24 protein-coding genes are annotated in these 22,963 nt (G+C 70.2%); 11 read left to right on the top strand and 13 right to left on the bottom strand.

Features of this window, described 5'->3' with window-relative positions; genetic code table 11:
* The first annotated feature begins 338 nt into the window (after positions 1 to 338).
* Complete coding sequence (locus ACRX5W_RS24440; RefSeq protein ID WP_436790432.1) at positions 339 to 1,376, top strand: serine hydrolase domain-containing protein; 1,038 nt, start codon at positions 339 to 341, stop codon at positions 1,374 to 1,376.
* 284 nt (positions 1,377 to 1,660) lie between these two features.
* Here ACRX5W_RS24440 and ACRX5W_RS24435 read toward each other — a convergent pair whose 3' ends face one another.
* Complete coding sequence (locus ACRX5W_RS24435) at positions 1,661 to 1,891, bottom strand: FtsX-like permease family protein (RefSeq protein ID WP_436790547.1); 231 nt, start codon at positions 1,889 to 1,891, stop codon at positions 1,661 to 1,663.
* 245 nt (positions 1,892 to 2,136) lie between these two features.
* Between ACRX5W_RS24435 and ACRX5W_RS24430 the strand changes: the two genes are divergently transcribed.
* Both ACRX5W_RS24430 and pip read left to right on the top strand, forming a co-directional pair.
* Positions 2,137 to 2,811: a hypothetical protein gene (locus ACRX5W_RS24430; protein WP_436790431.1), complete on the top strand. Its 675-nt coding sequence runs from the start codon at positions 2,137 to 2,139 to the stop codon at positions 2,809 to 2,811.
* Positions 2,812 to 2,990: 179 nt separating this feature from the next.
* Positions 2,991 to 3,953, top strand: a complete 963-nt coding sequence (pip, locus tag ACRX5W_RS24425) for a prolyl aminopeptidase (RefSeq protein ID WP_436790430.1) — start codon at positions 2,991 to 2,993, stop codon at positions 3,951 to 3,953.
* A gap of 32 nt (positions 3,954 to 3,985) precedes the next feature.
* Here the strand turns inward: pip and ACRX5W_RS24420 are convergent, their stop codons facing one another.
* From ACRX5W_RS24420 to ACRX5W_RS24400, 5 genes are all read right to left on the bottom strand, one after another.
* Positions 3,986 to 5,098 (bottom strand): alpha/beta hydrolase, encoded by a 1,113-nt coding sequence (locus tag ACRX5W_RS24420; RefSeq protein WP_436790429.1) that lies wholly within the window; start codon positions 5,096 to 5,098, stop codon positions 3,986 to 3,988.
* Between the two features lie 229 nt (positions 5,099 to 5,327).
* Positions 5,328 to 6,767: an NADP-dependent phosphogluconate dehydrogenase gene (gene gndA, locus ACRX5W_RS24415; protein ID WP_436790428.1), complete on the bottom strand. Its 1,440-nt coding sequence runs from the start codon at positions 6,765 to 6,767 to the stop codon at positions 5,328 to 5,330.
* A 158-nt stretch (positions 6,768 to 6,925) separates the two neighbouring features.
* Positions 6,926 to 7,249 (bottom strand): nuclear transport factor 2 family protein, encoded by a 324-nt coding sequence (locus ACRX5W_RS24410; protein WP_436790546.1) that lies wholly within the window; start codon positions 7,247 to 7,249, stop codon positions 6,926 to 6,928.
* Positions 7,250 to 7,582: 333 nt separating this feature from the next.
* Positions 7,583 to 8,689 (bottom strand): hypothetical protein, encoded by a 1,107-nt coding sequence (locus ACRX5W_RS24405; protein WP_436790427.1) that lies wholly within the window; start codon positions 8,687 to 8,689, stop codon positions 7,583 to 7,585.
* A 259-nt stretch (positions 8,690 to 8,948) separates the two neighbouring features.
* A complete protein-coding gene (locus tag ACRX5W_RS24400) occupies positions 8,949 to 9,623 on the bottom strand; it encodes an RDD family protein (protein WP_436790426.1) in 675 nt (224 codons plus the stop codon).
* Between the two features lie 485 nt (positions 9,624 to 10,108).
* On the opposite strand from ACRX5W_RS24400, the gene ACRX5W_RS24395 reads away from it, so the two are divergent.
* A complete protein-coding gene (locus ACRX5W_RS24395) occupies positions 10,109 to 10,651 on the top strand; it encodes a hypothetical protein (protein ID WP_436790425.1) in 543 nt (180 codons plus the stop codon).
* Between the two features lie 61 nt (positions 10,652 to 10,712).
* On the top strand, positions 10,713 to 11,240 hold the full coding sequence (locus tag ACRX5W_RS24390) for a hypothetical protein (protein WP_436790424.1): 528 nt from the start codon (positions 10,713 to 10,715) through the stop codon (positions 11,238 to 11,240).
* Between the two features lie 206 nt (positions 11,241 to 11,446).
* Here ACRX5W_RS24390 and ACRX5W_RS24385 read toward each other — a convergent pair whose 3' ends face one another.
* From ACRX5W_RS24385 to ACRX5W_RS24375, 3 genes are all read right to left on the bottom strand, one after another.
* On the bottom strand, positions 11,447 to 12,073 hold the full coding sequence (locus ACRX5W_RS24385; protein WP_436790545.1) for a L,D-transpeptidase: 627 nt from the start codon (positions 12,071 to 12,073) through the stop codon (positions 11,447 to 11,449).
* 395 nt (positions 12,074 to 12,468) lie between these two features.
* Complete coding sequence (locus tag ACRX5W_RS24380) at positions 12,469 to 12,963, bottom strand: ArsI/CadI family heavy metal resistance metalloenzyme (RefSeq protein WP_436790423.1); 495 nt, start codon at positions 12,961 to 12,963, stop codon at positions 12,469 to 12,471.
* A 90-nt stretch (positions 12,964 to 13,053) separates the two neighbouring features.
* On the bottom strand, positions 13,054 to 14,160 hold the full coding sequence (locus ACRX5W_RS24375; RefSeq protein ID WP_436790422.1) for a flavin-containing monooxygenase: 1,107 nt from the start codon (positions 14,158 to 14,160) through the stop codon (positions 13,054 to 13,056).
* A 56-nt stretch (positions 14,161 to 14,216) separates the two neighbouring features.
* Here ACRX5W_RS24375 and ACRX5W_RS24370 point away from each other — a divergent pair, with 56 nt between their 5' ends.
* The 4 genes from ACRX5W_RS24370 (at position 14,217) to ACRX5W_RS24355 (ending at position 16,492) form a co-directional block, all read left to right on the top strand.
* Positions 14,217 to 14,582 carry an ArsR/SmtB family transcription factor gene (locus tag ACRX5W_RS24370; protein ID WP_436790421.1) on the top strand — a complete coding sequence of 122 codons (366 nt, stop codon included), beginning with the start codon at positions 14,217 to 14,219 and terminating at the stop codon, positions 14,580 to 14,582.
* Between the two features lie 95 nt (positions 14,583 to 14,677).
* The gene (locus ACRX5W_RS24365; RefSeq protein ID WP_436790544.1) at positions 14,678 to 15,040 is read left to right on the top strand and encodes an ArsR/SmtB family transcription factor; all 363 of its coding nucleotides are present in this window, start codon (positions 14,678 to 14,680) and stop codon (positions 15,038 to 15,040) included.
* The gene (locus tag ACRX5W_RS24360) at positions 15,037 to 15,813 is read left to right on the top strand and encodes an aquaporin (RefSeq protein WP_436790420.1); all 777 of its coding nucleotides are present in this window, start codon (positions 15,037 to 15,039) and stop codon (positions 15,811 to 15,813) included. The genes ACRX5W_RS24365 and ACRX5W_RS24360 overlap by 4 nt, the downstream gene beginning before the upstream one ends.
* 265 nt (positions 15,814 to 16,078) lie before the next feature.
* On the top strand, positions 16,079 to 16,492 hold the full coding sequence (locus ACRX5W_RS24355; RefSeq protein WP_436790419.1) for an arsenate reductase ArsC: 414 nt from the start codon (positions 16,079 to 16,081) through the stop codon (positions 16,490 to 16,492).
* A 206-nt stretch (positions 16,493 to 16,698) separates the two neighbouring features.
* On the opposite strand, the gene ACRX5W_RS24350 is transcribed toward ACRX5W_RS24355, so the two are convergent.
* Together ACRX5W_RS24350 and ACRX5W_RS24345 are read right to left on the bottom strand one after the other, a co-directional pair.
* On the bottom strand, positions 16,699 to 18,309 hold the full coding sequence (locus ACRX5W_RS24350; protein ID WP_436790418.1) for an MFS transporter: 1,611 nt from the start codon (positions 18,307 to 18,309) through the stop codon (positions 16,699 to 16,701).
* A gap of 50 nt (positions 18,310 to 18,359) precedes the next feature.
* Complete coding sequence (locus tag ACRX5W_RS24345) at positions 18,360 to 18,824, bottom strand: hypothetical protein (RefSeq protein WP_436790417.1); 465 nt, start codon at positions 18,822 to 18,824, stop codon at positions 18,360 to 18,362.
* A gap of 306 nt (positions 18,825 to 19,130) precedes the next feature.
* Between ACRX5W_RS24345 and ACRX5W_RS24340 the strand changes: the two genes are divergently transcribed.
* Entirely contained in the window at positions 19,131 to 19,361 is a 231-nt protein-coding gene (locus tag ACRX5W_RS24340) for a hypothetical protein (protein ID WP_436790416.1), read from the top strand.
* A gap of 183 nt (positions 19,362 to 19,544) precedes the next feature.
* Here ACRX5W_RS24340 and ACRX5W_RS24335 read toward each other — a convergent pair whose 3' ends face one another.
* On the bottom strand, positions 19,545 to 20,321 hold the full coding sequence (locus ACRX5W_RS24335; protein WP_436790415.1) for a hypothetical protein: 777 nt from the start codon (positions 20,319 to 20,321) through the stop codon (positions 19,545 to 19,547).
* Positions 20,322 to 20,653: 332 nt separating this feature from the next.
* Entirely contained in the window at positions 20,654 to 21,430 is a 777-nt protein-coding gene (locus tag ACRX5W_RS24330; protein ID WP_436790414.1) for a TetR/AcrR family transcriptional regulator, read from the bottom strand.
* 210 nt (positions 21,431 to 21,640) lie between these two features.
* Between ACRX5W_RS24330 and ACRX5W_RS24325 the strand changes: the two genes are divergently transcribed.
* On the top strand, positions 21,641 to 22,858 hold the full coding sequence (locus ACRX5W_RS24325; protein WP_436790413.1) for a CaiB/BaiF CoA transferase family protein: 1,218 nt from the start codon (positions 21,641 to 21,643) through the stop codon (positions 22,856 to 22,858).
* Positions 22,859 to 22,963: the final 105 nt, after the last annotated feature.

The following is a 22,963-nucleotide window of genomic DNA, read 5'->3' as shown; positions in this document are numbered from 1 at the left end:
CGCTGAACCCGTTCGTGATGACGTACGCGAGAACCCTGCCGTCTTCCGAGGCGTCGACGAAGTCGAAGGCGAGTGCCGGCGACCTGTTGTCGGGGAAACCGAATTCGCAGGAGTCCGTGAACGCCTGTCGGCCGACCTTGTGGAAGCGAACCGAGTTGTCGGCTCCGATCGTGTAGTGGCCCTTCAGGAACACGGTGGTTCCGACGGCCCGGCACCGGGGTGGCCTCTTGGTGGACGAGGGCGCCGAGCGGGCTTGGCAGGCGGTGTTGGAGGAGTCGCGTGCCGGTCAGCCGGAGCGGCTGTGTCGCAGCCAGTGTTCCTCGGCCAGGATGGTCGGCATGACTGACCTCGCAGCCCTCGCCCGGAACACAGCTGATCGGATCGCGCGAAGCCACGTCGGCATCGTGGTCGCGGTTGTCGCCGGGGACACCGCTGAGATCCGCGGTGCCGGGCGGGTCGGCGCCGCCGACAGCGACAGCGACAGCCCCGGCGCCGAGACGCTGTTCGAAATCGGTTCGGTGACCAAGGTGTTCACCGCACTCGCCTTGGCCCGGCTCGTCGCGGCGGGCGCAGTCGGCCTGGACGAGCCGCTGGCCGACCTGCTCCCGCCCGGGACACACGTGCCCTCCCGGGACGGCTGTCACATCAAACCGGAACACCTGGCCACACACACGTCCGGGCTGCCGCGGCTCCCGAAGGGCATGCTCGCGAAGGCGATCCTGCGCCCGTCGACGCCCGACCCCTATGCCGGATGCACCGCGGACATGTTGCTGCGCGGCCTCGAAAAAACGAAGCTGGGAGCAACCCCCGGACGGCGCTACCGCTACTCGAACCTCGGCGGAGGTCTGCTCGGCCTCGCCCTCGCCGAACGCGCGGGGCTCGACTACGAATCCCTCGTGCGCCGCGAAATCCTTGATCCGCTGGACATGCACGACACCGTCATCACCATCGACGGCCAACGCAGCCGCCGGTTCGCCCAGGGCCACAGCCGACGCGGCAAACCCGTCCCGCCGTGGAACCTCGTGGATCTGGCGGGAGCAGGCGGCCTGCGCTCGACAGCCGCCGACCTCGCCGCATTCGTACGTGCCCAACTCAGGTCGGACGACGGTGTCTTGGCGGACGCCGTGCGTCTTTCACGCGAGACCGAATTCGCCGTCGGCCCGTACATGCGGTCGCACCTGGGCTGGATAAGCACCCCGGTACGCGACAAGGACCACCGGCGGTTCTGGCACAACGGCCGTACCGGCGGCTTCTCTTCGTTCGTCGGGCTCACACCCGACCAGGGCGTCGGCGTGGTGCTGTTGGCCAACAGCGGTCGCTCGCTGGACCGTCCGGCCCTGGAACTGCTGGAGCGGCTTGAGACAGCGTTGAGTTGACGGCCCGTTTCGGAGCGGCAGCCAGGCCGACCCAGGGTTGTGGACCGCGGCGGCGGCAGCGTGTGGTCGGCGTCCCCGCAAGGCAGTACCGCACGGCCCGGAGTTCGGTCGTCGGCAGCGTTCACCGCCAACGGTGGCCGCCGAACGCGGTGTCGCAGAAGCCTGGTCGGTGGGGTGGCCGGTTGGTGTCTGATGGGGCCGTGAGCGCCCCTGGTGTACGCGGGCCTCGTGGGCGAGCGTGGCTCAACCGAGTCCCGTATCCGGCAGGCGCCCCGCCGCCCGCCTCATTCCGTCCTGATCGCCGCCAAAACGTCCATGCGGCCCGCGCGCCGGGCCGGCCACACCGCGGCGCCGACGCCGACGGCGAGTCCGAGTCCGAGGAATACCGCCACGTTGTCCCACGGCACGGTCAGGCGGAGGTCGGGGACCTCGGACTCCAGCGTGCCGAGGATTCCCCATGCCAGGAGCCCGCCCAGCACGATCCCCAGGCAGGCCCCCAGCATCGAGATGAGCAGCGATTCCAGCCCCCGTAGGGATACTCGCGACGTACCACCGCCTCAGCCCCGCGACGGGCCCGGCCTCCCCGGCCACGACGACGCGACCGCCGGCACCTGGTGTCGTGCGAGACTGCGCCGACGTCCGAGCCGCGGGTGCCGCGCCGATCCGCCGCGGGCCGCGGTGATCCAATCTTGGTGTACGCAAGGCCCCGTGCCGGAAGGAACGCGGCCGTCTGTCACCGCCGTATGCAAGGCTCGGCGGCGTGGTGGACGCGACGGAGGAGCCGGTAGCCCGGCAGCAACTGCCGGTGTGGACGCGGCGGTGGCTCGCGTGGGTCGTCGTACTCGGGGCGATCGGCCTGGTGGTTCCGTGGTTGATCGGGGAGGGCGAACAGGACCGGATTCCGACGCCGGCCGCGACCGAGACGCCGGGTACGCCGCAGGCGGCTGCGACCCCTGTCCCCGGCCCGGTACCGCCGCCGGTTCCCCCGGCCCCGTGGGACGCACAGGGCTGTCCGCTGTGGATCGACACCTGGAACACCGGCAGAGACGTGGGCCTTCCGTCGGGGCAGACCGACGAACTCGTTGCCGGTCACCCGGACTCGGCCGTGGCGTGTCGGTACCTGGTCCAGGACCGAACTCGGACGCGGCGAGCCGATCTGGACGGTGCGCGCCCGCTGCCCGACGCCGGCGCGTTCGCGGCCGCGCTCAACCGCAGCGCACGTTTCCCCAACTCCTCGGGAGCTGTGATGGTGGCATGCGAGCAGAAACGCCCGGATCACCAGTACCTGGTTGTCTTCAACGGAGAGGGCCGCAGCAGGCAGCCGGTTCACGTCGACCCGTGCGGTACGGCCTCCAACGGAAACGACCTGTTCCGTCTTGACGAGCACGCCTCCGCTCACCTCGCCGAACTCTTCACCACGAAGCGGCCGCAGTAGTTCCGCATCCGCCGGGAACGCCGGGCAGGCATCCACGAAGCACTCCTCAAACCGGTGTGCTCCCTCATCACCAACCGGCAAATCAACTCATTCTGACAGCCGTTGTAAGCTGTGTCGGCCGTCCGGCCAACCGTCGGGGTGGCCAGGTGATGTGACAATCCGTCAGGACGGTCCCGCGTATGCGTGAGCTGTATCCGCCGGTCGAGCCGTACGACACTGGCCTACTCGACGTAGGCGACGGTCAGTTCGTGTACTGGGAGATCTGCGGCAACCCCGCCGGCAAGCCGGCGCTGGTGGTGCACGGCGGGCCGGGATCCGGCTGCGGCACGAACGCGCGCCGGCTGTTCGACCCGGATCGTTACCGGGTCGTTCTGTTCGACCAGCGCGGCTGCGGGCGCAGCGTCCCGCACGCCGCCGACCCGGCGACCGACCTGCGCCACAACACCACCTGGCACCTTATTGCCGACATGGAACTGCTGAGGGAACACCTCGGTGTCGACCGATGGTTGCTCTACGGCGGCTCGTGGGGCTCCACCCTCGCGCTCGCGTACGCCCAGCAATACCCGGGCCGCGTCGCCCAGATCGTCCTCGCCGCCGTCACGACCACCCGGCGCTCCGAGATCGACTGGCTCTACCGCGGCGTCGGCCGCTTCTTTCCCGAGCAGTGGGAGAGGTTCCTCGCCGGAGCTCCCGGAACCCCGCGCGACGGCGACCTCGTCGCCGCCTACGCCCGCCTGGTCAACCACCCCGACCCGGCGGTGCGCGACAAGGCCACCGCCGACTGGTGTGCCTGGGAGGACGCCGTGCTCTCCGCGGAGGCCGGCACCACACCCCACCCCTACAGCGCTCGCCCGCCTGTTGCCCGCCGTGCCCTGGTCCGCATCTGCACGCACTACTTTTCGCACGGCGCCTGGCTTGAGGAAGGCGTGCTGCTGCGCGACGCCGGGAAACTCGCCGGGATCCCCGGGGCGCTGGTCCACGGCCGCCTCGACATGGGCGGCCCGCTGCACACCGCGTGGGAACTGGCCCGCGCCTGGCCCGACGCGCACCTGACGGTCGTCGAGGACGCCGGCCACCGAGGCACCGCCACAACCCGCAAGGAAATACTCCGCGCCCTCGATCGATTCGCGAACGACCGGTAATTCCGCGGGTGTTGGTGACCGGTTCGGATGCTTCAAGCGTTTTCGGGGGCGACGGCGGTGGTGGAGCCGGAAGGTGCCGACAGCGGGTCGAGCAACATGGGCAGCGTTTGGCGCAGCTCGCGCTCCCAGTACTGCGGGCTGTGGGTGCCCCGGTAGAAGTGGGTGGTGACGTGCACTCCGGCCTCTTGGAGTCGACGGGCCACTGTTCGGGACTCGTCGCCCATGACGGCCTCGGTCAGCGAGATCACCTCGTCGGGATACAACGGGGCGAGGTCTTCCAACACGGGGATCTCCGGGTCCGGCTCGGTTCCCGGCGGGTCGAGGGCGCCCGGAGTGCCGTCGCCGGCGGCGATGTGGACCCGTGTGCCGCGGAGCTGTTCGGCGAGGTAGTAGGGGTCGTTCTCCTCCCAGATGCGGCGCTGCCGGACCGGGTCGCCCCACAGATCGCGCCACTCCACCCCGAGGAACTCGGCTCCGCCCCGGATGGCCTCGGGATGCTGGAGAGGGTGCAGGAAGCCGCTGAAGCTCGCGGCGGCGTGGAACATTCCCGGACGGCGTGCCGCGTACTTGACCGCCCCGTACCCGCCCTGGGATTCTCCGGCGACGGCACGCTGTCGGTCCGCGCCGTAGTCCCGTTCCAGGATCGTGCGCACCTCGTCGAGGTGGAAGGTCTCCACGGCCGGCGCGCCGCCCGCGCCGCCGTTCCACCAGTTGCTGTAGAAGCCGTAGAACGGCATCTGGGGCATGGCGACCAGTGTGTTGCGCAGCTCCGGCCAGTCAGCGATGCGGTAGTCGCGGGTGAATGTCTCGTAGTCCCCGTCGCCGCCGGGGAGCAGGTAGAGCACCGGCCACCGGTCGCCGGGGCGTCGTGAGTCCCATCCGTCCGGAGTGAGGACGCGCACTTTGCCGGTGCCGGCCAGGGACGGGGAGAGGATGGTCAGGTCGAGCTGCCGGTGCGCGATCTGCACTTCGTCGACCACATGTGCGGGCGTGTCCGGGGATGTTGCCGTCGCACCCGCCCGCCCGCTGTGGACCCCAACTGCGGACGCCGCGGCAGGTGGCGCCCCCAGTGCCGAGGCCAGTGCCGAGACCAGTGCCGCCGCCGGCACCACGCGGCCGAGACGAGAACGGTTGTGAAGAGTCATGGGTCCCAGCGTTGCCGGGCCGGCCGGTTCCGGCATTCCGAGCGCCACGGTCTCACTCGACCGGCCCCAACCGAGGGCCCGCGGCATTTCGTTGCGGGGCAGTCCTATGGTCTTTCCGCATGCCGGGCTCGGGCTTCGTCGACTCGGTGTCAGACGTCGAGGCCGTGCCGTCGGTTGCTGGGCGAAGCCGGCCCAAGGAGCTGACACAACGTCAGGCACGGTTGTCGGATCAGGCCGTCGTCTCGGGGCGTCCCGGCTGGGCCCAGTGCGTATGGAACGTGCCGGGGCGGTCGGTCCGCTGGTAGGTGTGGGCCCCGAAGTAGTCGCGCTGGCCCTGGACGAGGGCTGCCGGGAGGCGGTCGGCCCGCAGAGTGTCGTAGTAGGCGAGCGCCGCGGAGAAGGCGGGGGCGGGGACGCCCCGGCGGGCCGCGCCGGCGACGGTTTCCCGCCACGGCGCCTGGGCGTCGGTGATCTCCTCCGCGAAGTCCTTCTCGTCCAGCAGACTCACCAGGCCGGGTTGGGCGGTGTACGCGGCGCGGATGCGGTCGAGGAACGCCGCTCGGATGATGCAGCCGCCACGCCAGATTCTGGCGACCGCCGCCAGGTCGACGTCCCAGCCGTACTCGGCGGCGGCGTCCTGGATCATCTTCCAGCCCTGGTCGTAGGCGATGACCTTCGACGCGTACAGGGCGTACTCCACCTGCGCGGCGAAGCGTTCGGCCTCGCTGCTGCCGAGCTCGGGCTCGATGACGCCGGGCAGTCCGCGGTAGGCGGCGCGCAGTTCGGCCTGGGAGGAGGCGACGCGCGCGAAGGTGGCCTGCGCGATGGTGGTGACCGGTGAGCCGAGGTCCAGGGCGGTCTGGACGGTCCAGCGGCCGGTGCCCTTCTGCCCGGCCGCGTCGGCGACGATGTCGACGAAGGAGCCGCCGGTTTCCGCGTCGGTGTGTGCGAGGACCTCGGCGGTGATCTCGATCAGGTACGAGTCGAGCCGGCCCTGGTTCCACGTGCGGAAGATTTCCGCGATCCGGGTGGGTGCGTGGCCGCCGACGTGCCGCAGGAGGTCGTACGCCTCGGAGATGAGCTGCATGTCGGCGTACTCGATGCCGTTGTGGACCATCTTGACGAAGTGTCCGGCTCCGTCGGCGCCGATGTGCGTGCAGCAGGGCTCGCCGTCGACCTTGGCGCTGATGGCTTCCAGCATCGGGCCCACGACGGCGTACGCCTCCGCCGAGCCGCCGACCATGATCGAGGGGCCGTTGAGGGCGCCTTCCTCGCCGCCGGACACACCCGTCCCGACGAAATGGATCCCGTGCTCGCGCAGGGCGGCCTCGCGGCGGCGGGTGTCGGCGAAGTGCGCGTTGCCGCCGTCGATGATCATGTCGCCGTGCTCCAGCAGCGGGGCGAACTCGTCGATCACCGCGTCGGTGGCCTGGCCCGCGTTCACCATGATCATCAGGCGGCGGGGGCGTTCCAGTGAGGCCACGAAGTCCTCGGGTGTGGTGGCCGCGGCGAACCGGCCCTCGCCTCCGTACTCGTCGACGAGTGCGCGGGTGCGGGCCTCGGTGCGGTTGTGGACGGCGACGGTGTAGCCGTTGCGGGCGAAGTTGCGGGCCAGGTTACGGCCCATCACACCCAGTCCGGTGACGCCGATTTGCGCGGTGGTGTCCATGTGCGAAGCCTGTTCCTTGGTTCTGTGGCGTGCTGCGACGGGTTGCGTCGCCAGTGGCAGTGGCCGGTGCCGCCGGGGAGCTGAGATGGTCCGCCGGCTTGTTCCGGCGGCTTCGCTGCGACAGCTTCTTCACGGCGGCGGGTCGTGTGGCGTGGCGGTCAGGCCTGCCCGGTCTCGAAGCGGGTGATCCGCCGGCCGTCCACGACGAACTTCCACCGGGTGCGCATCGTGCCCCAGGTGTCATTGGTGAAGAGCACGGTCAGTGCGCGCCCGCCGTCCGATTCATCCTGGATGTCCATGCGGCCACCGGCGGAAAAGATCTCCTTGTCGATCCATTGATGAAGATCTCGATCCGAGCCGTCGTCGGACATCGTGGCGTCGGCTGTCAGGACGGCGAGAAACGCCTCCCGGTCGTTGGCGTTGACCGCCTCGACCAACGCGCGTACAGCGGGATCGGACAGCTGTTCCTGTCGGATGGACATGGCTCTCCCTTTGACGCGCGATTCGGAGGGGCGGTCCGCAAACGGCCTGCCGGACCGCTCATGGGCGACGGCCGTGGTCATGCCGAGGCGTAGGGGGATGCTAACGATCACGCGGGGTCACAACGGGCACGCCGCGCGGAGTCGGGGGTGTCGGCGCGAGACCGCTCCCACCCCGACCGGGCTCGGGGGCGGGGTTCGCGGGCATCCCGTACGCCGAGCCGCCGGTCGGTGCGCGGCGGCTGCGGGAGGCCGGTGGGCGCGGTCCCCGGCGCCGGGGCGGTGGCCGGTTGCCGGTCGCGGACCATTGTGGCGGGACGAGCCCGTGGGCGGAGGTCACAGCCAGGTGAGGAGCGTCGGGTTCGCGCCTCCCAGGGGGCCGGGGCCGGTGGGCACGAGTCGGGGGGTCCCGCCTCGGGCGTCGACGATGTAGAGCTCAGGCGGGACGGTGGGCCCTTGGTCGACGGCCGTGGACAGAAATGCGACCTGTCCCCCTTGCGGGTCGGCGACCGGCGCCCAGACAGTCCGGTTCGTTTCCGGGATGAGCGGTGTGCCGTCGGTTCCCCAGTCCATCAGACTCGTGTCCTGTTTCGGTTTGACGGGGGACCGGTAGACCATCGCGTGGTAGGTGTCGGTCGAGAGGTACTCGTCGCCGTCGAGGAAGTCCGTCACTCGGTACGCACCGAGGTTCGGGTCACCGGTGGTGCGGAACGGGGAGCAGCCGGCGCACAGCGGTTCCACGTCGGAGGTCGCATCGACGTAGTAGTTGACGTCATCGAGCTTTTCGACGGAGACCGCGCCGCCCGGTTCGCTGCCGGTCAGCCGCCAGATGGTCGGATCGGTCTTCCAGCCGCTGCCGTCGGGTTCGCGGCGCGCGAAGTAGAAGGCACCGTCGGGCCCGAAGGAGGGGGTGTCGTCCCGGAAGGTGGAGGCGAAGCCGTTTTCTGTCGTGTTGGCTGCGGTGACATCGGTGAACGTCCCTTCGCGGTCGATCCAGCCGACGTGTTCGGAGCCGTCGGCCGTCATCCGGTACGCCACCGCGCGCCGCAGGTCGGGCGAGAACAGGGCCCGCTCGGCAAGTGGCCCGCCGCCGGTCATCTGCCGGAAGCTCGCATCAAGCCTGACGTCGCCGTCGGCAGGGGAGAAGGTGGCCTCATAGGTTGTCTCGCCAGTGGTGGGGGCGATGGCCGCGACGATCCAGGAGCTGTCCTGGAGCGCGGCGAAGACGATGCCCGACGCCTGTCCGTCGGCCGTGGCCGGTGAGGATTCCTTCTCCGCCGGTGCCGTCGTGGTCTCCTCGGTTTGCTGTGCTTGCGCGGAGCTCTGCGCCGCACTGCCGGAGGACGGCGACGGCGACTGGTCGCAGCCCGTCAGCAGCGCCGTCAGCATCGCGGCGACGGCCACGATGCCTGTGCCGCCGACGGGTCGCCTGGCTGTTGTCATTCGTCGTTCCTTTCGAACCCTGGTGGATCTGTTCACCGCTGTGCCGACTGTTGCCGCCTCGGGCACAGCCGGGCGAGACGGAGCCTGCCGCGTCTGGTGCCGTTCGGCGCGGCAGGCCGGCGGACGGTGTCTGCGGGGCAGTGGGGGCGGCGCTTTTGGGCGGCGCGGGACCACGCGTTGCCGGCCACGTTTCCGGACAGTCACGAGGTCGGCCGAGCCAAGTCCCCTGCCGACAAAGGCGTTCCGCGCCGCGGAGGTGTTACGCGCCGAAGCGGCCGGTGAGCCGGTTCAACCTCTGGGTGGAGATGACCACGGTGCCGCTCGCCAGGTCGTGCAGGCCCCGGCGTGCGGGGAGCGTCATCAGCCACAACGCCGCACACACGGCCAGGAACCCGATCGCGTACACCGTCGCGAGGGTGTCGCGGTTCAGTGCGGAGGCGTGGCAGGCGAGGAACACCAGCGTCAGCGGGGCACCCATGAACACCGTGGCGCGGACAGCGCCGCGCACGACCCCGGCGCGGTCGTCGTAGCCGGTGGCCGGGACGACCCGCAGCCCGCAGACCAGCTTGCCCGGGGTGCGCCCCAGCATCAGCTGGAAGGCGAGTTCGTAGACGACCGGGACGACGATGTGCAGCACCAGGACCACCGCGAGCATGTCGGTGGTCTCCTGCACGGCGCCGTCGACCGCCCGCGCCGCGCCGGCCTGGACGCCGGAGGTGCCTTCGGCGGCGGCCCCGGCGAAGGCCTCGGCGAACATCTCGCGCGGGAGCCGGTACGTCTGCGTCCGCAACTGCCCCACCAACGCAATCCACGCACCCGCCAGCAGAAACACGAGCACCACGGCGTCGATCACCCGCGCGGTGACCCGGCTCCCGACCGAACCAGGCGGCTCCGACCGGTAGTTCCCCAAATCGAAACGCCCGCCCCAACCCACCCGCCATCGCCTCCCGCGACGCGACGGCGGCGGTGCACCATAACCCGGACCATCGAACGGCGAATACACGGCTCCCCCTCGTCAAGGACCCACACCCGGCCCCCGCCGTGCGCAATCCCCACCGGCAGGCAGCGGCCCCGGAACGACGGTAGGCCACCGGCAGGCGGCACGTCTGCGGAACTTCCGTTGCTTTGATTCCCAAGGGATCTCAGCCTTCCGGGCCTCTCGGCTCGGAAGGTACGTCCGGTCGCCAGGGTGTGGGCGCCTGGCGCGATCAGACGATCCGAAGCGAACGGCCTGGTCGCGTCGTCGGGCTCCCGTCGGCACGCGAGACGCTGCATCGTACGCGTCGCGGGCGATGACGTGGTGCAGCGCGCGTGCCCCCGATCTACTCGACGAAACAGGGGAGTTCGCCTGTTTCGGTGATGCGGTGTCGGGAAGTGCGCGGCTACGAGGGGGATGCGCCCCCACATTCGGGAGTACCCATGTCCACAGGAGCAGTCATAGGCATCATCGTCGCCGTCTTGGGCGTTCTGCTGATTCTGGCGGCGGTCATGTGGATGCACGGCCGTCGGCGGGAGTTGCGCGAGCGCTTCGGGCCGGAGTACGACCGCACCGTTCGCGCCGAAGGCAGTCGGCGGGCGGCCGAACGTGAGCTGCGCGCCCGCCGGAAACGGCACGACAGCCTGGATATCCAACCGCTGCCCCCGGCCGCGCGCGAGCAGTACGCGCAGGAGTGGAGTGCCGTCCAAGAGCACTTCGTGGATACGCCGGACGACGCCGTCGCGGAAGCGGATGTGCTGGTCACGCGCCTGATGAACGACCGCGGCTACCCGACCGAAGGGTACGAGCAGCGGATCAAGGACCTGTCGGTCGAACACGGCCGCACGCTGGAGCACTACCGCGACGCGCACGAGGTCCACAAGCGTGCGACCGCGCACGAGGCGACCACCGAGGAACTGCGCGGCGCGATGGTGCACTACCGCGCGGTGTTCAACGAACTGCTCACCGCGGGCCGGCGTTCGTGACCGGGTCGGTCGGCGACGCGCACGCGGTGGACCAACGAATCGACGAGATGAGCTGATCGACATGCGACACGGAGACAAGCAGACGGGCCTTCCCCGCTCCGAGGCGGGAGACGCGCGGGACGGCAGGCCGACGACCGAACAGCTCGCCGGGGTACAGGAAAACGAGCAGCGCCCCGGACGTGGCGACGCGGACGAGCGGCCGGCTTTCCCGGGCGAGGCCACGGCCGACATGCACGCCAACGCCGCTTCGCGGAACGGGACTTCGAAGGCAGCCGAGCGGGACAGGTCGGGTATGCCGTCGACGGATCGGCACGACGACACGGGACCGCTGCTCGATGCCCACGAGACTGAGGAGTTCCGCACGGCATGGCGGAACATCCAGTCGGAGTTCGTCGATCGTCCGAAGGACTCCGTCCGCTCCGCGGACGCGCTGGTCGCCGAGGTGATGCAGACACTGGCGCGAACGTTCGCGTCCCACAAGGACGGTCTCGAAAGTCAGTGGGCGCGGGGATCGGACGTCGCGACCGAGGATCTGAGGGTGGCACTCCAGCACTACCGCTCGTTCTTCAACCGCCTTCTCAGCGCTTGAGCCGTCCCCGACTGTCTCCCCCGCGGAGGCACCGGCCTCGGGCGCGGCTCGCGGACCCGCGTATCCCGCGCACAGGCGTACACACTCGGTCGGCACTTGTGACAGTGCTCGGGGTTCGATGACGTCCTGGTGCAGGGCCTCTCGCCGGAATGCACGAACGCCCGGCAGCGGCATGGTGTTCGTGCATCCCGGCGAGGGCCGCCGGGTCAGGTGCCGGGCTTGGTCCCGTAGACGTAGACCTCGTCGCCCACCTTGAGCATGCTCCAGTACCGCTTGGCGTCGTTCATGGTCATGTTGACGCAGCCGTGGGACCCGGGCGGCGACCACATGCCGGCTTGCGTGGCGTGGAAGGCTATGCCGCCGTCGAAGAACTGGCTGTACGGCATGGGAGAGCCGTACAGCGTCGACACGTGGTCCTTGTTGCGCCAGTAGACCTTGTGCAGGCCGGGGCGCGTCTCGTTGCCGTCACGGCCGGTGCGGACCGGGACCGGCTCGGACACGACCTTCGAGCCGTCCTGGATCCAACTGATCTGCCGGGTCAGGTCGACGCATGCGACGCGGCCCACATTGGTGGGGCACTGGCCGTTTTTGTTGGGGTTCTGCTTCGCGTCCTGCTGTGTTTTCACATAGGTCGCCTTGGCGGCGGTGAGCGGGCCGGCGTAGCCGTACTGGGGCCAGACGTCGTGCCGGATCTGGAATGTGCGGATGGCCTGGCAGTCCGCGGAGGACTGCACCCCGTCGACTTTCAGCCCGAGCAGTTGCTCGACCTGTTTCTGGTGGGTTCCCGTCCCGGCACTGCACGCCTCTGCCGCCTGCGCGGCCGGAGCCCCCATCACGACGGACAACGGTACGACGACACCGGCAACCCCCAGTGCCGCCCCGACTCGAAACCGTGCTTGCTTCGACAAAGTCACGCGAACTCCCCTCCGACGCACCGTGCGTCGGGTCACAACCGTGACACAGAGAGCAGGCGCACGCCCAAACGTCGGCGGTAATTGGACACTTCGTCTATTCCTCGGCGCCACCGCCGAGTTGGGAACGTGCCACACCCAGGAGCCCTCCCCGACAGCATCGGGGAGGGCTCCTGCGGCGTTCGCTGGTTCGTGTGAATCGGGGTCGAGTCGCCGACGGGTTCATGGCCTGGGCGGACTTGCCCGGTGACGGCCCCGCACGGGCGGGACCGGCGGGGTGCGGGACCGGCGGGGAGCAGGGCCGTGGTGCCGGCGGTTCAGCCGCAGCAGCCGCCGGAGTTGGCGGGCTGTAGGTCGATGAGGTTGCCGGTGTTCGCGGGTACGGGGACGCCGGTGTCGGTGGCGGGCAGGCAGCAGGAGCTGTCGGCGTCCTTGGCCATCCGGTCGGCGTCGCCCTTGACGACGTAGACCTCCCAGGGTTCGGCGCCGGGGCCGTGCACCCAGACCTTGTCCTGCACGGCGTAGCAGCAGGCGGTGTCGTTCTCCTCCACGGTGGCCAGTCCGGCTTGGGCGAGACGGGTGGTGGCGGCGGTGACCTGCTCGGTGGTCTCGACCTCGACGCCGAGGTGGTCCATGACGGTGGGTTCGCCGTCGGCGCCCTGGATGAGGACGAGCTTGAGGGGCGGTTCGGCGATGGCGAAGTTGGCGTAGCCGTCGCGGAGTTTGGCGGGTTCGGTGCCGAAGAGCCTGCTGTAGAAGGCGATCGAGGCGTCGAGGTCGGCGACGCGCAGGGCGAGTTGGACGCGGGACATGGCTGCCTCCGGGGTTGCGGTGGGTGTGGTGCGCCGTACTGATTCGACGCTTGTCGATACACCCGAGATTGGCACCTACATCGACTCATGTCAATATCGACGACTGTCGAATCTGGACCCGGCTGGTCGGCGGCGCTTTGCCGGAGCGTCGAGCCGGGTGAGGACGTGTTGGGCGTCGCGGGCGGCGCCTCGCAGGCTTGCGGAGGACAGGCTGCGCTGCCATTCGAGGCCGACGTAGCCGAGGCCGGGGACGGCGGTGGAGACCCCGGCCCGGTGCAGGGGGCGGCCGTCGGCGTCGAGGGCGCCGACGGGTTCGAGGTAGCCGAGGTCGGGGCGGTAGCCGGTGGCGAGGACGAGGGTGTCGACCGGCTCGCCGGTGCCGTCCGCCCACCGGACGCCGTTCGGGGTCAGGCCGGTGAACATCGGTCTGCGGTCGGGCTTCCCGGCGGCGAGGGCGGCGCGGTGGCGGCCGTCGTCGACGACGGGCATGGTGGTGCCGCCGAGTCGGCGCGACAGCGGCGCGGTGTCCAGGCCGGTGCGGGCGAGCCACCAGTGCAGGTCCTTGCCGAGGATTCGCTGCCGGACCCATCTCACGGGCGCGCGGGAGGCCAGGGTGACGCGGGCGGTGTCGGCGAGGTCGACGGCTATCTGCACGGCGGAGTTTCCGCCGCCCACGACGACGACGCGCTGCCCGGCGAACTCCTCGGGCGAGCGGTAGTCGGCGGCGTGCAGGATCCGTCCTGCGAACCGGTCGGCGCCGGGGAGCGTGGGTGTGTACGGGCGACCGAACCCGCCGGTGGCGGCGACGACGTACCGCGCTGTGAACGCGTCGCCGGCGCCGGTGTGCGCGACCAGGCCGCGGCCGTCCGCGGCGCGGGAGACGTGCGTGACGCGGACGCCGGTACGGATGTCGGCTGCGGCGTGCGCGGTCAGCCGGGCTGCGTAGTCGCGCAGGTAGGCGACGACGTCGTCGCGGGTGGGGTAGCGGTCCGGGGCGCCGGGGAAGGGCCGGCCGGGCAGGCCGGAGGACCGGGCGGGTGAGAAGAGGGTGAGGCTGTCGTAGTAGTGCGGCCACGACCCGACCGGTTCGGGTCCGGCTTCCAGGACGACGGGGGCGAGGCCGAGCCTGTGGGCGGCGTGGGCGGTGGACAGACCGGAGGCGCCGCCCCCGACAATCACCAGGTCAGCGGATTCCATGCCCGCAATGTAGCATCGTCATATCGGGAAAAGACGAAAAGAAGTGGGGTGCAGCGATGCCCACCGCCCCGGACGCCGACCCCCAGGGCCCGGGAGCCGCGTCGCCGCGGCTCGGCGACGGCACCGGCGACTTTCTCAAGGCGCTCGCGAGCGAGACCCGACAGCGGGTGATGGCGCTGTTCGCCGGAAACGCCGAGCTGACCGTCGGCGAGGTGGCCCAGTTGGCGGGCATGGGCCAGTCCACGGCGTCGGAGCATCTGGCGCTGCTGCGGCGCGGCGGCCTGCTCGTGTCGGTGCGGGACGGCAAGGCGGTCCGCTACCGGGCGGACACCAACCGGATCATCGAGCACATGGACGCCCTGAAGGACTACCTGCTGCGCTGCTGCCCGCCGGCCGGCTGTGGCGGTGGACAGGGCTGCTGAGGCGCGGGCAGGGGCACCGCGAGTTCACGCGCTGTTTCGACAGTTGTCGATTGCGGCTCTTGCCGCATCTGATCGACGGGTGTCAATATCGACGTATGTCGAATCTGAAGCAGCTTCCGATCCTGGAAGCGAACGCCGGAGCGGTGCCTTGCTGCGCACCGTTGGCGCGTGAGCCGCTGGGTGCAGCCGACTCGGAGAAGCTCGCCGTGATGTTCAAGGCGCTCGGCGACCCGGTGCGGCTGCGGCTGTTCTCGCTGATCGCCTCGCACGAGGGCGGCGAGGCGTGCGTGTGCGACATCCAGGACGTCGGGGTCTCCCAGCCGACCGTCTCGCACCACCTGAAGAAGCTGCGCGATGCCGGTCTCGTGACTTCCGAGCGGCGCGGTACCTGGGTGTTCTACAAGGTTGCCCCGGCCGCGGTCGCTGCGCTGTCCGGGCTGCTGGACCCGAGCGCGTGACCGCGCCCGCCCCCGCCCCCACGACCGCGCTTGTCGCGGAGGATGTCGCCCCCGCTTCGGGCGGCATGCCGCCGCGCGTCGCGCTGGCCCGCCGTGCCTTGTCGGAGTTCGTCGGCACGGCCGCGCTGGTCGCCGTCGTGGTCGGCTCCGGCATCCAGGCCACCGAGCTGACCCAGGACGTCGGCGTGCAGCTGCTGGCCAACTCGATCGCGACCGTCCTCGGGCTCGGCGTCCTGATCCTGTTGCTCGGCCCGGTCTCCGGCGCTCATTTCAACCCGGTGGTCACCCTCGCGGAGTGGTGGACGGCCCGCCGCGGCGGCTCCGGCGTCACCGGCCGCGACGTCGCCGCCTACCTTCCGGCGCAGACCGCCGGCGCGATCGGCGGCGCGGTCCTCGCGGACGCGATGTTCGATCGTGCGCTCGTCGACTGGTCGTCCCACGAGCGCTCCGCCGGACACCTGCTTCTCGGCGAGGTCGTCGCCACCGCCGGGCTGATCCTGCTGATCTTCGGGCTGGCCCGCACAGGACGTCTCAGGTCCGCGCCCGTCGCCGTCGCCTCCTACATCGGCGCGGCGTACTGGTTCACCTCCTCCACCTCGTTCGCGAACCCTGCGGTGACCGTCGGCCGGGCCTTCAGCGACACCTTCGCCGGGATAGCGCCCGGATCGGTGCCGGGCTTCGTCGGCGCGCAGCTGGTCGGCGCCGCCGTCGGGATCGCGCTGGTCGCGGTGCTGTACGGCCGCCGCGACACCGCGTCCGCCAAGGACGTGTAAACCCGCCGAACACCCCGACCGTGCAAGGCCGAACACCCCGACCGTGCAAGGGAGCCCGGGCCGTGGTGTCGGTCGCCGATCTCGTGCCCGCCGCGCCGGTCGACGGCGCGGTGCGCCGGCTGACCGACAGGTAGGCCGGGGTGTTCCCGACCGCAGTGGTCCGGGCCGTGGTCGAGGGCTCGTACCTGAGGCTCGCGGCCACCGCCACGGTCCACACCCGACTGCCTCAGCCCGCTGCTGACCGCCACCGTGAAAGGAACACCGCATGTCCTCCGAGAAGCCCTCGGTGCTGTTCGTCTGCGTCCACAACGCGGGCCGCTCCCAGATGGCCGCGGGCTTCCTGCGCCACCTCGCCGGCGACCGCGTCCAGGTTCTTTCCGCCGGATCCATCCCGGGTGACCGCGTCAACCCCGTCGCGGTCGAGGCGATGAAGGAGGTCGGCATCGACATCGCCGACCAGACCCCCAAGGTGCTGACCACCGAGGCGGTGCACGCGTCCGACGTCGTCATCACGATGGGCTGCGGCGACGCGTGCCCGATCTTCCCCGGCAAGCGCTACCTCGACTGGGCCCTCGACGACCCGGCCGGGCAGGGCATCGAGGCGGTGCGCCCGATCCGCGACGAGATCGAGAAGCGCATCAAGGTCCTCATCAGCGAACTCACCGGCGAGGAGGGCTGACCGCGATGGCCGAAACCGGCGGGGCCACGGAGACAGTCGTGCATCTCTCGCAGCGCGCATCGAACGGCCCGCCCGTGGAGGGGCGGGCCGTCGTCGCGAGTTGCGCTGCTGCTCTCAGCCCTCGTGCGGCAACTGGCCTTCCGTGGCCGGCCGTTGCCGGTCGAGTGGGGGCTGTGATCGCGTAATGGGTGGGTCGGCGGGCTGGATCAGTCGGGGATGCCTGCGTGGTCTGAGGTCTCGGCGGGGGTCTTGCGGGGTGAGGGGGCGGTTTCCGCGAGGGCGGTGCCGGCTTCGGCGGTGGTGCGGCGGGGGCCGAAGCGGAGGATGGCTGCGGCGGTGACGAGCAGGAGCGCCGCGGAGGCCAGGTAGGCGACGGAGTAGCCGTCGATGAAGGCGTCGACGGCTGCGCGGCCGAGTGCTTCGCCTTGCGTGCCGAGGCGTTCGGCGACGGCTTGTGAGACGGCGAGGGATTCCTGGGCGGTGTGGACTGCCTCGGGCGGGAGGCCGGCCGGGGCGTTGTCGGAGACGCCTTGGCGGTAGCCGTTGTTGAGGATGCTGCCGAGGACGGCGATGCCGAGGGTGCCGCCGACTTCGCGGGCGGCGTCGTTGACCGCGGAGGCGACGCCCTGCTTGTGGGCGGGCAGCGAATCGACGATGGAGGTGGTGGCGGGTGCCGTGGCCAGGGCCATGCCGGCGCCGATCGGCAGCAGGCCGGCCAGGACCAGCCAGTACGACGTGTCGGCGTCGAGAAGGCTGAGGACGAGTACGCCCGCGGTCATCAGGACCAGGCCGGTGCCCGCGGCCCGGCGTACGCCGATCTTGCCGACGATGTGGGGCGCGCGGCGGGAGAGGCCGCCGAGGACCATGCCCATGGGAGTCATCGCGAGGCCGGCCTGCAAGGGGCTGTAATCCAGGATCAGTTGCAGGTATTGCAGGACGATGAAGACCATCCCGAAGAACACGAAGAACTGCACGGTGATGGACAACACCCCGGTGGTGAAGCCGCGCACCCGGAACAGCCTCGGGTCGAGCATGGGATCGGTCGTACGCAGGCTCCAGGCCAGCCACAGTGCGCCGCCGAGCACGCCGGCGGCGAACGCGGCCAGGGTGACCGGGTCGGTCCAGCCGCGGTGCGGGCCTTCGATGGTGCCGAAGACGATCCCGGCGAGGCTGAGCGCCGACAACGCACCGCCGACGGCGTCGATGCGCGGGGCGGAGGACTCACGGGAGTTCGGGATGACGACGACGGCGGCGAGGAGCGTCAGCGCGGCGAGGATCCCGCCGAAGACGAAGATCGACGGCCAGGAAAGCCACTCCAGGAGCAGGCCGGAGGTCAGGAGGCCGAAGACGGCTCCCGCGCCGGCGACGCCTATCCAGGCGCCCACTGCCTTCCCGCGCTCGGCGGCCGGGAACGAACTGGTGATGATGGACAAGGTGGTCGGCATGACCAGCGCCGCACCCACACCGGACAACCCGCGCAGCATGATGATGGTGCTCGGGCTGTCGGCGGTGGCCGCAGCGAACGCGCCCGCGGCGAAGAGTGCTAGGCCCGCGACGAGGACGGGTTTGCGGCCGAACCGGTCGCCGATCGCGCCCGCGGGGAGGAGAAGTCCGGCGAAGACCAGGGCGTACGCGTCGATGATCCACTGCAATTGGGTCTGGTTGGCGCCGGTGTCCTGCGCGAGGCCGGGCAGGGCGACGTTCAGCGAGGGAACGGCGGACACCACGACCGCCAGCGATACCAGGACGACGGCGAGCACCCCGCGGCGGCGGGCGGGTGTGAGCGCCGGGGCGGATGGCTGTGGAGTAGTGGACACGATGGTCTCCCGAGACGGATCGGCAAGGTAGAGGCGGGTGTTGTGGCTGCTCAGGCCGCGGTGGTGAGGTGCCCGCGGGTCTGTGCAGGGTGGCTGTGCCCGAGGACGTCGAGCGGACGAGGGGCACGGGCGAAGACGACGAGCTTGAGGGCGACGAAGCGACCGACGCCGGCGAGGCCTGAGGCGGCGAGGTAGACGGCCTGCCGGGTGAGTGGCGAGGCCTCCGAGACGGTCAGGTCGAGGCCGAGCAGTGCGCCGGTGGTGACGAGGTAGGCGGCGACGGCCGTGCCGGTCGACTCCACGTGCACGCGGACGCTTGCCGCGCCGCGCCGGAACGTGAACCTGCTGTGCAGCTCGTTGGCCAGCAGCGTGGACACCACCGTGACAAGGGCGTTCGCGACGGTGATGGGCATCGCGCCGGCCAGGACCAGCAGTGCCGCGCTGGACAGCAGGCCGAGGCCGCCGCCGCAGATGGTGAAGCGGCCGAACGAGGCGGCAGTTGCGCGGCGGTCCATCCAGATCCCCCTCGGTCGACTCCGACGCCCAGTCAAGTGGAGAAGTTATCTCCACTTGTCGTCGACCGTAGCAGAAGTGGAGAGAATCTCTCCACTAGTCGGCTCCAGTCGCGTATCGGCTCCGTGAGGCCCCATCACGCCGTGCATCGCCGAGTTCCGGGCGGCCGGCGCGGTTGCGTCGGCCGCGCCGTTGGACGTCCTGCGCTTCCCGGACGCCACACGGCAGTGAGACCCCGAGTCGATTCGGGTGGACATTGCCGCGCGGGGCGAGGCCCACCACGGAGGCCGATTGGAGTCTGTTCGGGGATGCCGGGCACAGGTGGGCACATCGGCCGACGCCGCGAGGCGGAACGCGACAACGAGTCCGATGTGGGGAACTCTGCCGGGCTGCCGCAGGGTTCGGGCCGAGGCTTGGCTCACCCGGACCGTGTTGGCCGTCGCCGCCGACGGCACCGGGGGCTCGGCCTGATCCTCCGGGCAGCGGGCGAACTGGGCGCCGGCACCGGCGACTTGGTGCTCGCCGAACGCGTCGGCTGATCCGAGTCGGAGCGACCGAACTGACCTTGCGCCTGCTGCGCTGTTCCAACCGCCGGTCGCAGTGCGCGGCGTCCGGCGGCGAGCCGTCGCCTCGAATCGACATGCGCGTATCGTGCGGCGCCTGGTCGACCGGACTGCGCCACGGCATCGACCTCACTGCGACGTCGCGGCCATCAGCCGCGGCTATCGAGCCTCGTCGTCGTAGTCGAGTTGAATGGAAGCTTCTCCATGAGCATTCAGCGATACCCGGTAGGTCGCCCATTCGCCGAATTCGCCTTTGAAGTGGCAGCGGTAGTTGGTGACGGTGCCGGGGGCGAGCAATGAAATCTCCGGCATGGGATCGCATGCCAGATCCGTGCCTGGATTGTCTTCGTCGTGATGTGCCTGGTTCCAGAGCCTCAGGTGCACTGCATCGCGGAAAAGAGGCGAGACCTTGGGGGTTACTTCCTGTTCCCAGGTTGCCAGACCCGTGTACGACTGGCCCGAGCCGGGCTCCAGGATGTATTGGGGGGTGCGGCGGAGGTTCGAAATGCGCACCGAATAGGGGACCTTGAGGTCGTTGTGGCTTGCGATGCACTCGAATTGGAACTGTTCGAGCGTCGCTCCTCCACAGTCGATGGCCACCTCAGCGGATTTGTTCCCCAGCTTGGGATAGAAGTCGTCGTGGATCGCGTCCTTGACATCGTTCATGCCGAAAGGCTCGTTCTCGTCATGCGGGCGTTCGCGATCCTTCGGCCTGACGCCGTCGTCGAAGGATGCGGGTGCACTCGTCACCCGCACCACCTCTTCCCACTTGAACGGCGGCGGGTCATCCGCGGTCAGGCGGCCCCAGAGCCACTGGCCGACCACGACGACGGCCGCGACGATCGCAGCAAGGACCACAACCGCGAAGGTCACCGAACACCCGACGAACGCGGCGTCCTGCTTGGCACCGACCGCTTGCCCGCTCCGCGCCATCACGGATCGCCCCAATCACCTCGGCCGCGTGGGTGACGCGTACCGGCGACCATTCCGACGCACAACCGCCTCCTCCACGCCGTTCTTCGAATCACGCAATCAGTTCAACGAGGCGGCCGGGCGCAGGAAACGGAATCCGGGAGTGCGACGAAGGCCCGCCGAACGGTCGAAGCCCGGAGGTGACCTGATGCGGCGTCAGATCGTTTGGCCGCGCGTGACCGGTTCAAGCGCGGAAACCCGAACAGCCGTGTCCGCGGCAGGAATGTACCGTGGCCACGGACCGGAACGAATCGGCCACCACGTCGGCGAACCGGACCGTGGGTGTCGAACGCCGTTCAGTTGCCGGGGAGTTGGCCCGCGATGCCGTCGAGGAAACGGCTCATGCCGTAGGCGAAGACCTCCTCGGCGGGCATCCACAGGTACGCCTCGCCGGCTGCCCGCAGGGCGGTGAACTGTTCGGCGGGCAGGACGGTGAGCAGTTGGTCGAAGCCGTCGGCGCGGACCGCTCCTCTCGCTCCGCGGCCGAAGGCGCTGCGCTCGATGTCGACGACACCGGCCACGAATTGAATCATGGTGGTCGCCGCGAAAGCCGCCTGACGGGTACGCAGTCCCGCTTCGAGGAACATGCCCAGCGCGGCATCGATGAGGCGCAGGGCGTTGGGTCCGTATCCCGACCCGCTTCGGCCCGCGGATGCGGGCAGCGGCTGGGCGAGGAGTACCCGGCGCAGCTCGCCCATGAGGGCCTCGACGTCCGCGCGCCAGCCGCGCCCGGTGGGTGTGACCCGGATGTCTCCGAGTACGTGATCGGCCATCAGCGCCATCAACTCGTCGCGGCTCGCGATGTGCCGGTACAGCGACGCGCTCGTGGTGTCCAGGCGGTCGGCGACCGCGCGTACCGTCAGGGCCTCGACTCCCTCCGCGCGCAGGACCTCCAAAGCCGCGTCGACGATGCGCGTGGTGGACAGCCCGCCCGCGCGGGGGCGGCGTGTGCGGTTTCCGGCGAGGCGTTCGGCCCACCAGCGTGCCGACCCGGGCTCGGCGGGTGTGGCTGCGCCGTGGTCGGGGCGGCGGGGCCCGTCGTCGGGCTTGTCGGGTGAATGCTGCTGGTGCACGCCGCCATTCAACAACACCTTGACACTATGCGAGCGGCGCTCGCATACTCACGATGAAATGCGAGCAACGTTTGCAAAAGGCGGGCGTGCGGTTTCAGGGCGCCGGTTCGGCCCCGATCGCCCGTGTGCGGTGCGGGGAAGCCGGCCAGGGCCGGGCCCCGGGTGGCGCGTCCCGGACGTCGAGGCGCAGCGTCGATGTAGGAGGTTTCCATGACCGCGGTGATGCGCGGCGTTCGTGTTCTCGAGGTCGCCGAACACACCTTCGTCCCTGCGGCTTCCGCGCTCTTGGCCGACTGGGGCGCCGACGTCGTCAAGATCGAACACGTCGAGCGCGGCGACGCGATGCGCGGCCTCGCGTCCTCCGGCATCGCGGTGGTGCCGGACGACGTGCACGTCTTGTTCGAGCATTCCAACCGGGGCAAGCGCAGTCTTGGCCTGGACCTGACGTCCGAGGCGGGACGGGAGATCTTGTACCGGCTCGCTGCGACGGCGGACGTCTTCCTGACCAACAAACTGCCGAGCGTCCGCACCAAGCTGCGGATCGATGTCGAGGACATTCGGGCCCACAATCCGCACATCATCTACGTGCGCGGCACCGGCCAGGGCGAGCGCGGGCCCGACGCCGACAGCGGCGCGTACGACTCCCTCGCGTTCTGGTCGCGTTCCGGCGCGGCTGCCGGGGTGATGCGCCCCGAATACGGCCACGTGCCGGTTCCGCCGGCTCCCGGCTTCGGGGATTCGATCGGGGCCATGACCATCGCCGGTGGGATCACGAGCGCGCTGTTCCACCGCGAACGCACCGGCGAGGCCACGACCGTGGACGTCTCGCTGCTCGGCACCGCGATGTGGTCGATGGGCCAGGCACTCGCACTGTCGCTGCATCTCGACGTGCCCTGGGCCCCACCGCCGCCCGACAAGCAGGGGTCCAACCCGCTCAGTCGCAACTACCAAACCCGGGACGGGCGTTGGCTGTCCTTCACGTGCCTCCAGGCGGGCAGGTACTGGCGGCCGGCTTGTGAGGCGATCGGTCGGCCCGAGCTGGCCGACGACCCGCGTTTCGCGGACCAAGCCTCTCTGCTGGCCAACAGCGGCGAGGCGATCGCCATCCTTCGCGAAGTCTTCCTCGAACGCCCGCTCAGCGAGTGGCGGGAGAAGTTGGCTGGTTTCACCGGCCAGTGGGCGGTGGTGCAGGACACGCTTGAGGCTGCCGCGGATCCGCAGACCGTGGCGAACGGATACGTGCAGGAGTGCGCGACCGCCTCGGGTGTTCCGTTCCGGCTCGCGGCAGCGCCCGTGCAGTTCGACGGCCGACCGCCGACGCCGCGACGCGCGCCGACGTTCAACGAGCACGCCGACGAGGTGCTCGCCGAACTGGGCCTGGGCACAGAGGCCGTCCTCGACCTCAAGATACGCAACGTCGTCGCCTGAACTCCGAAAGAGCCGAACCGTTTCGGACTCTCGGCTGCGGAAGACCCTTCTCGGTCGCCGGACTTCGTCAACCGACAAGTCCGGCGGCCGACCACCCGGAAGATT

This window comes from Yinghuangia sp. YIM S10712 (assembly GCF_051388935.1).
GTDB lineage: Bacteria > Actinomycetota > Actinomycetes > Streptomycetales > Streptomycetaceae > Yinghuangia.
This window is presented reverse-complemented; position numbering and strand designations above follow the sequence as displayed.

Excerpts from the sequence above, each read along its gene's own strand:
- ACRX5W_RS24390 (WP_436790424.1), top strand. The coding sequence starts at position 10,713 with ATGCGACACGGAGACAAGCAGACGGGCCTTCCCCGCTCCGAGGCGGGA.
- ACRX5W_RS24370 (WP_436790421.1), top strand. The coding sequence starts at position 14,217 with ATGCCCACCGCCCCGGACGCCGACCCCCAGGGCCCGGGAGCCGCGTCG.
- ACRX5W_RS24380 (WP_436790423.1), bottom strand. The coding sequence starts at position 12,963 with ATGTCCCGCGTCCAACTCGCCCTGCGCGTCGCCGACCTCGACGCCTCG.
- gndA (WP_436790428.1), bottom strand. The coding sequence starts at position 6,767 with ATGGACACCACCGCGCAAATCGGCGTCACCGGACTGGGTGTGATGGGC.
- ACRX5W_RS24405 (WP_436790427.1), bottom strand. The coding sequence starts at position 8,689 with ATGACAACAGCCAGGCGACCCGTCGGCGGCACAGGCATCGTGGCCGTC.
- ACRX5W_RS24355 (WP_436790419.1), top strand. The coding sequence starts at position 16,079 with ATGTCCTCCGAGAAGCCCTCGGTGCTGTTCGTCTGCGTCCACAACGCG.
- ACRX5W_RS24365 (WP_436790544.1), top strand. The coding sequence starts at position 14,678 with ATGTCGAATCTGAAGCAGCTTCCGATCCTGGAAGCGAACGCCGGAGCG.
- ACRX5W_RS24345 (WP_436790417.1), bottom strand. The coding sequence starts at position 18,824 with ATGGACCGCCGCGCAACTGCCGCCTCGTTCGGCCGCTTCACCATCTGC.
- ACRX5W_RS24375 (WP_436790422.1), bottom strand. The coding sequence starts at position 14,160 with ATGGAATCCGCTGACCTGGTGATTGTCGGGGGCGGCGCCTCCGGTCTG.
- ACRX5W_RS24410 (WP_436790546.1), bottom strand. The coding sequence starts at position 7,249 with ATGTCCATCCGACAGGAACAGCTGTCCGATCCCGCTGTACGCGCGTTG.
- ACRX5W_RS24385 (WP_436790545.1), bottom strand. The coding sequence starts at position 12,073 with ATGGGGGCTCCGGCCGCGCAGGCGGCAGAGGCGTGCAGTGCCGGGACG.
- ACRX5W_RS24395 (WP_436790425.1), top strand. The coding sequence starts at position 10,109 with ATGTCCACAGGAGCAGTCATAGGCATCATCGTCGCCGTCTTGGGCGTT.
- ACRX5W_RS24420 (WP_436790429.1), bottom strand. The coding sequence starts at position 5,098 with ATGACTCTTCACAACCGTTCTCGTCTCGGCCGCGTGGTGCCGGCGGCG.
- pip (WP_436790430.1), top strand. The coding sequence starts at position 2,991 with ATGCGTGAGCTGTATCCGCCGGTCGAGCCGTACGACACTGGCCTACTC.
- ACRX5W_RS24325 (WP_436790413.1), top strand. The coding sequence starts at position 21,641 with ATGACCGCGGTGATGCGCGGCGTTCGTGTTCTCGAGGTCGCCGAACAC.
- ACRX5W_RS24440 (WP_436790432.1), top strand. The coding sequence starts at position 339 with ATGACTGACCTCGCAGCCCTCGCCCGGAACACAGCTGATCGGATCGCG.
- ACRX5W_RS24340 (WP_436790416.1), top strand. The coding sequence starts at position 19,131 with ATGCCGGGCACAGGTGGGCACATCGGCCGACGCCGCGAGGCGGAACGC.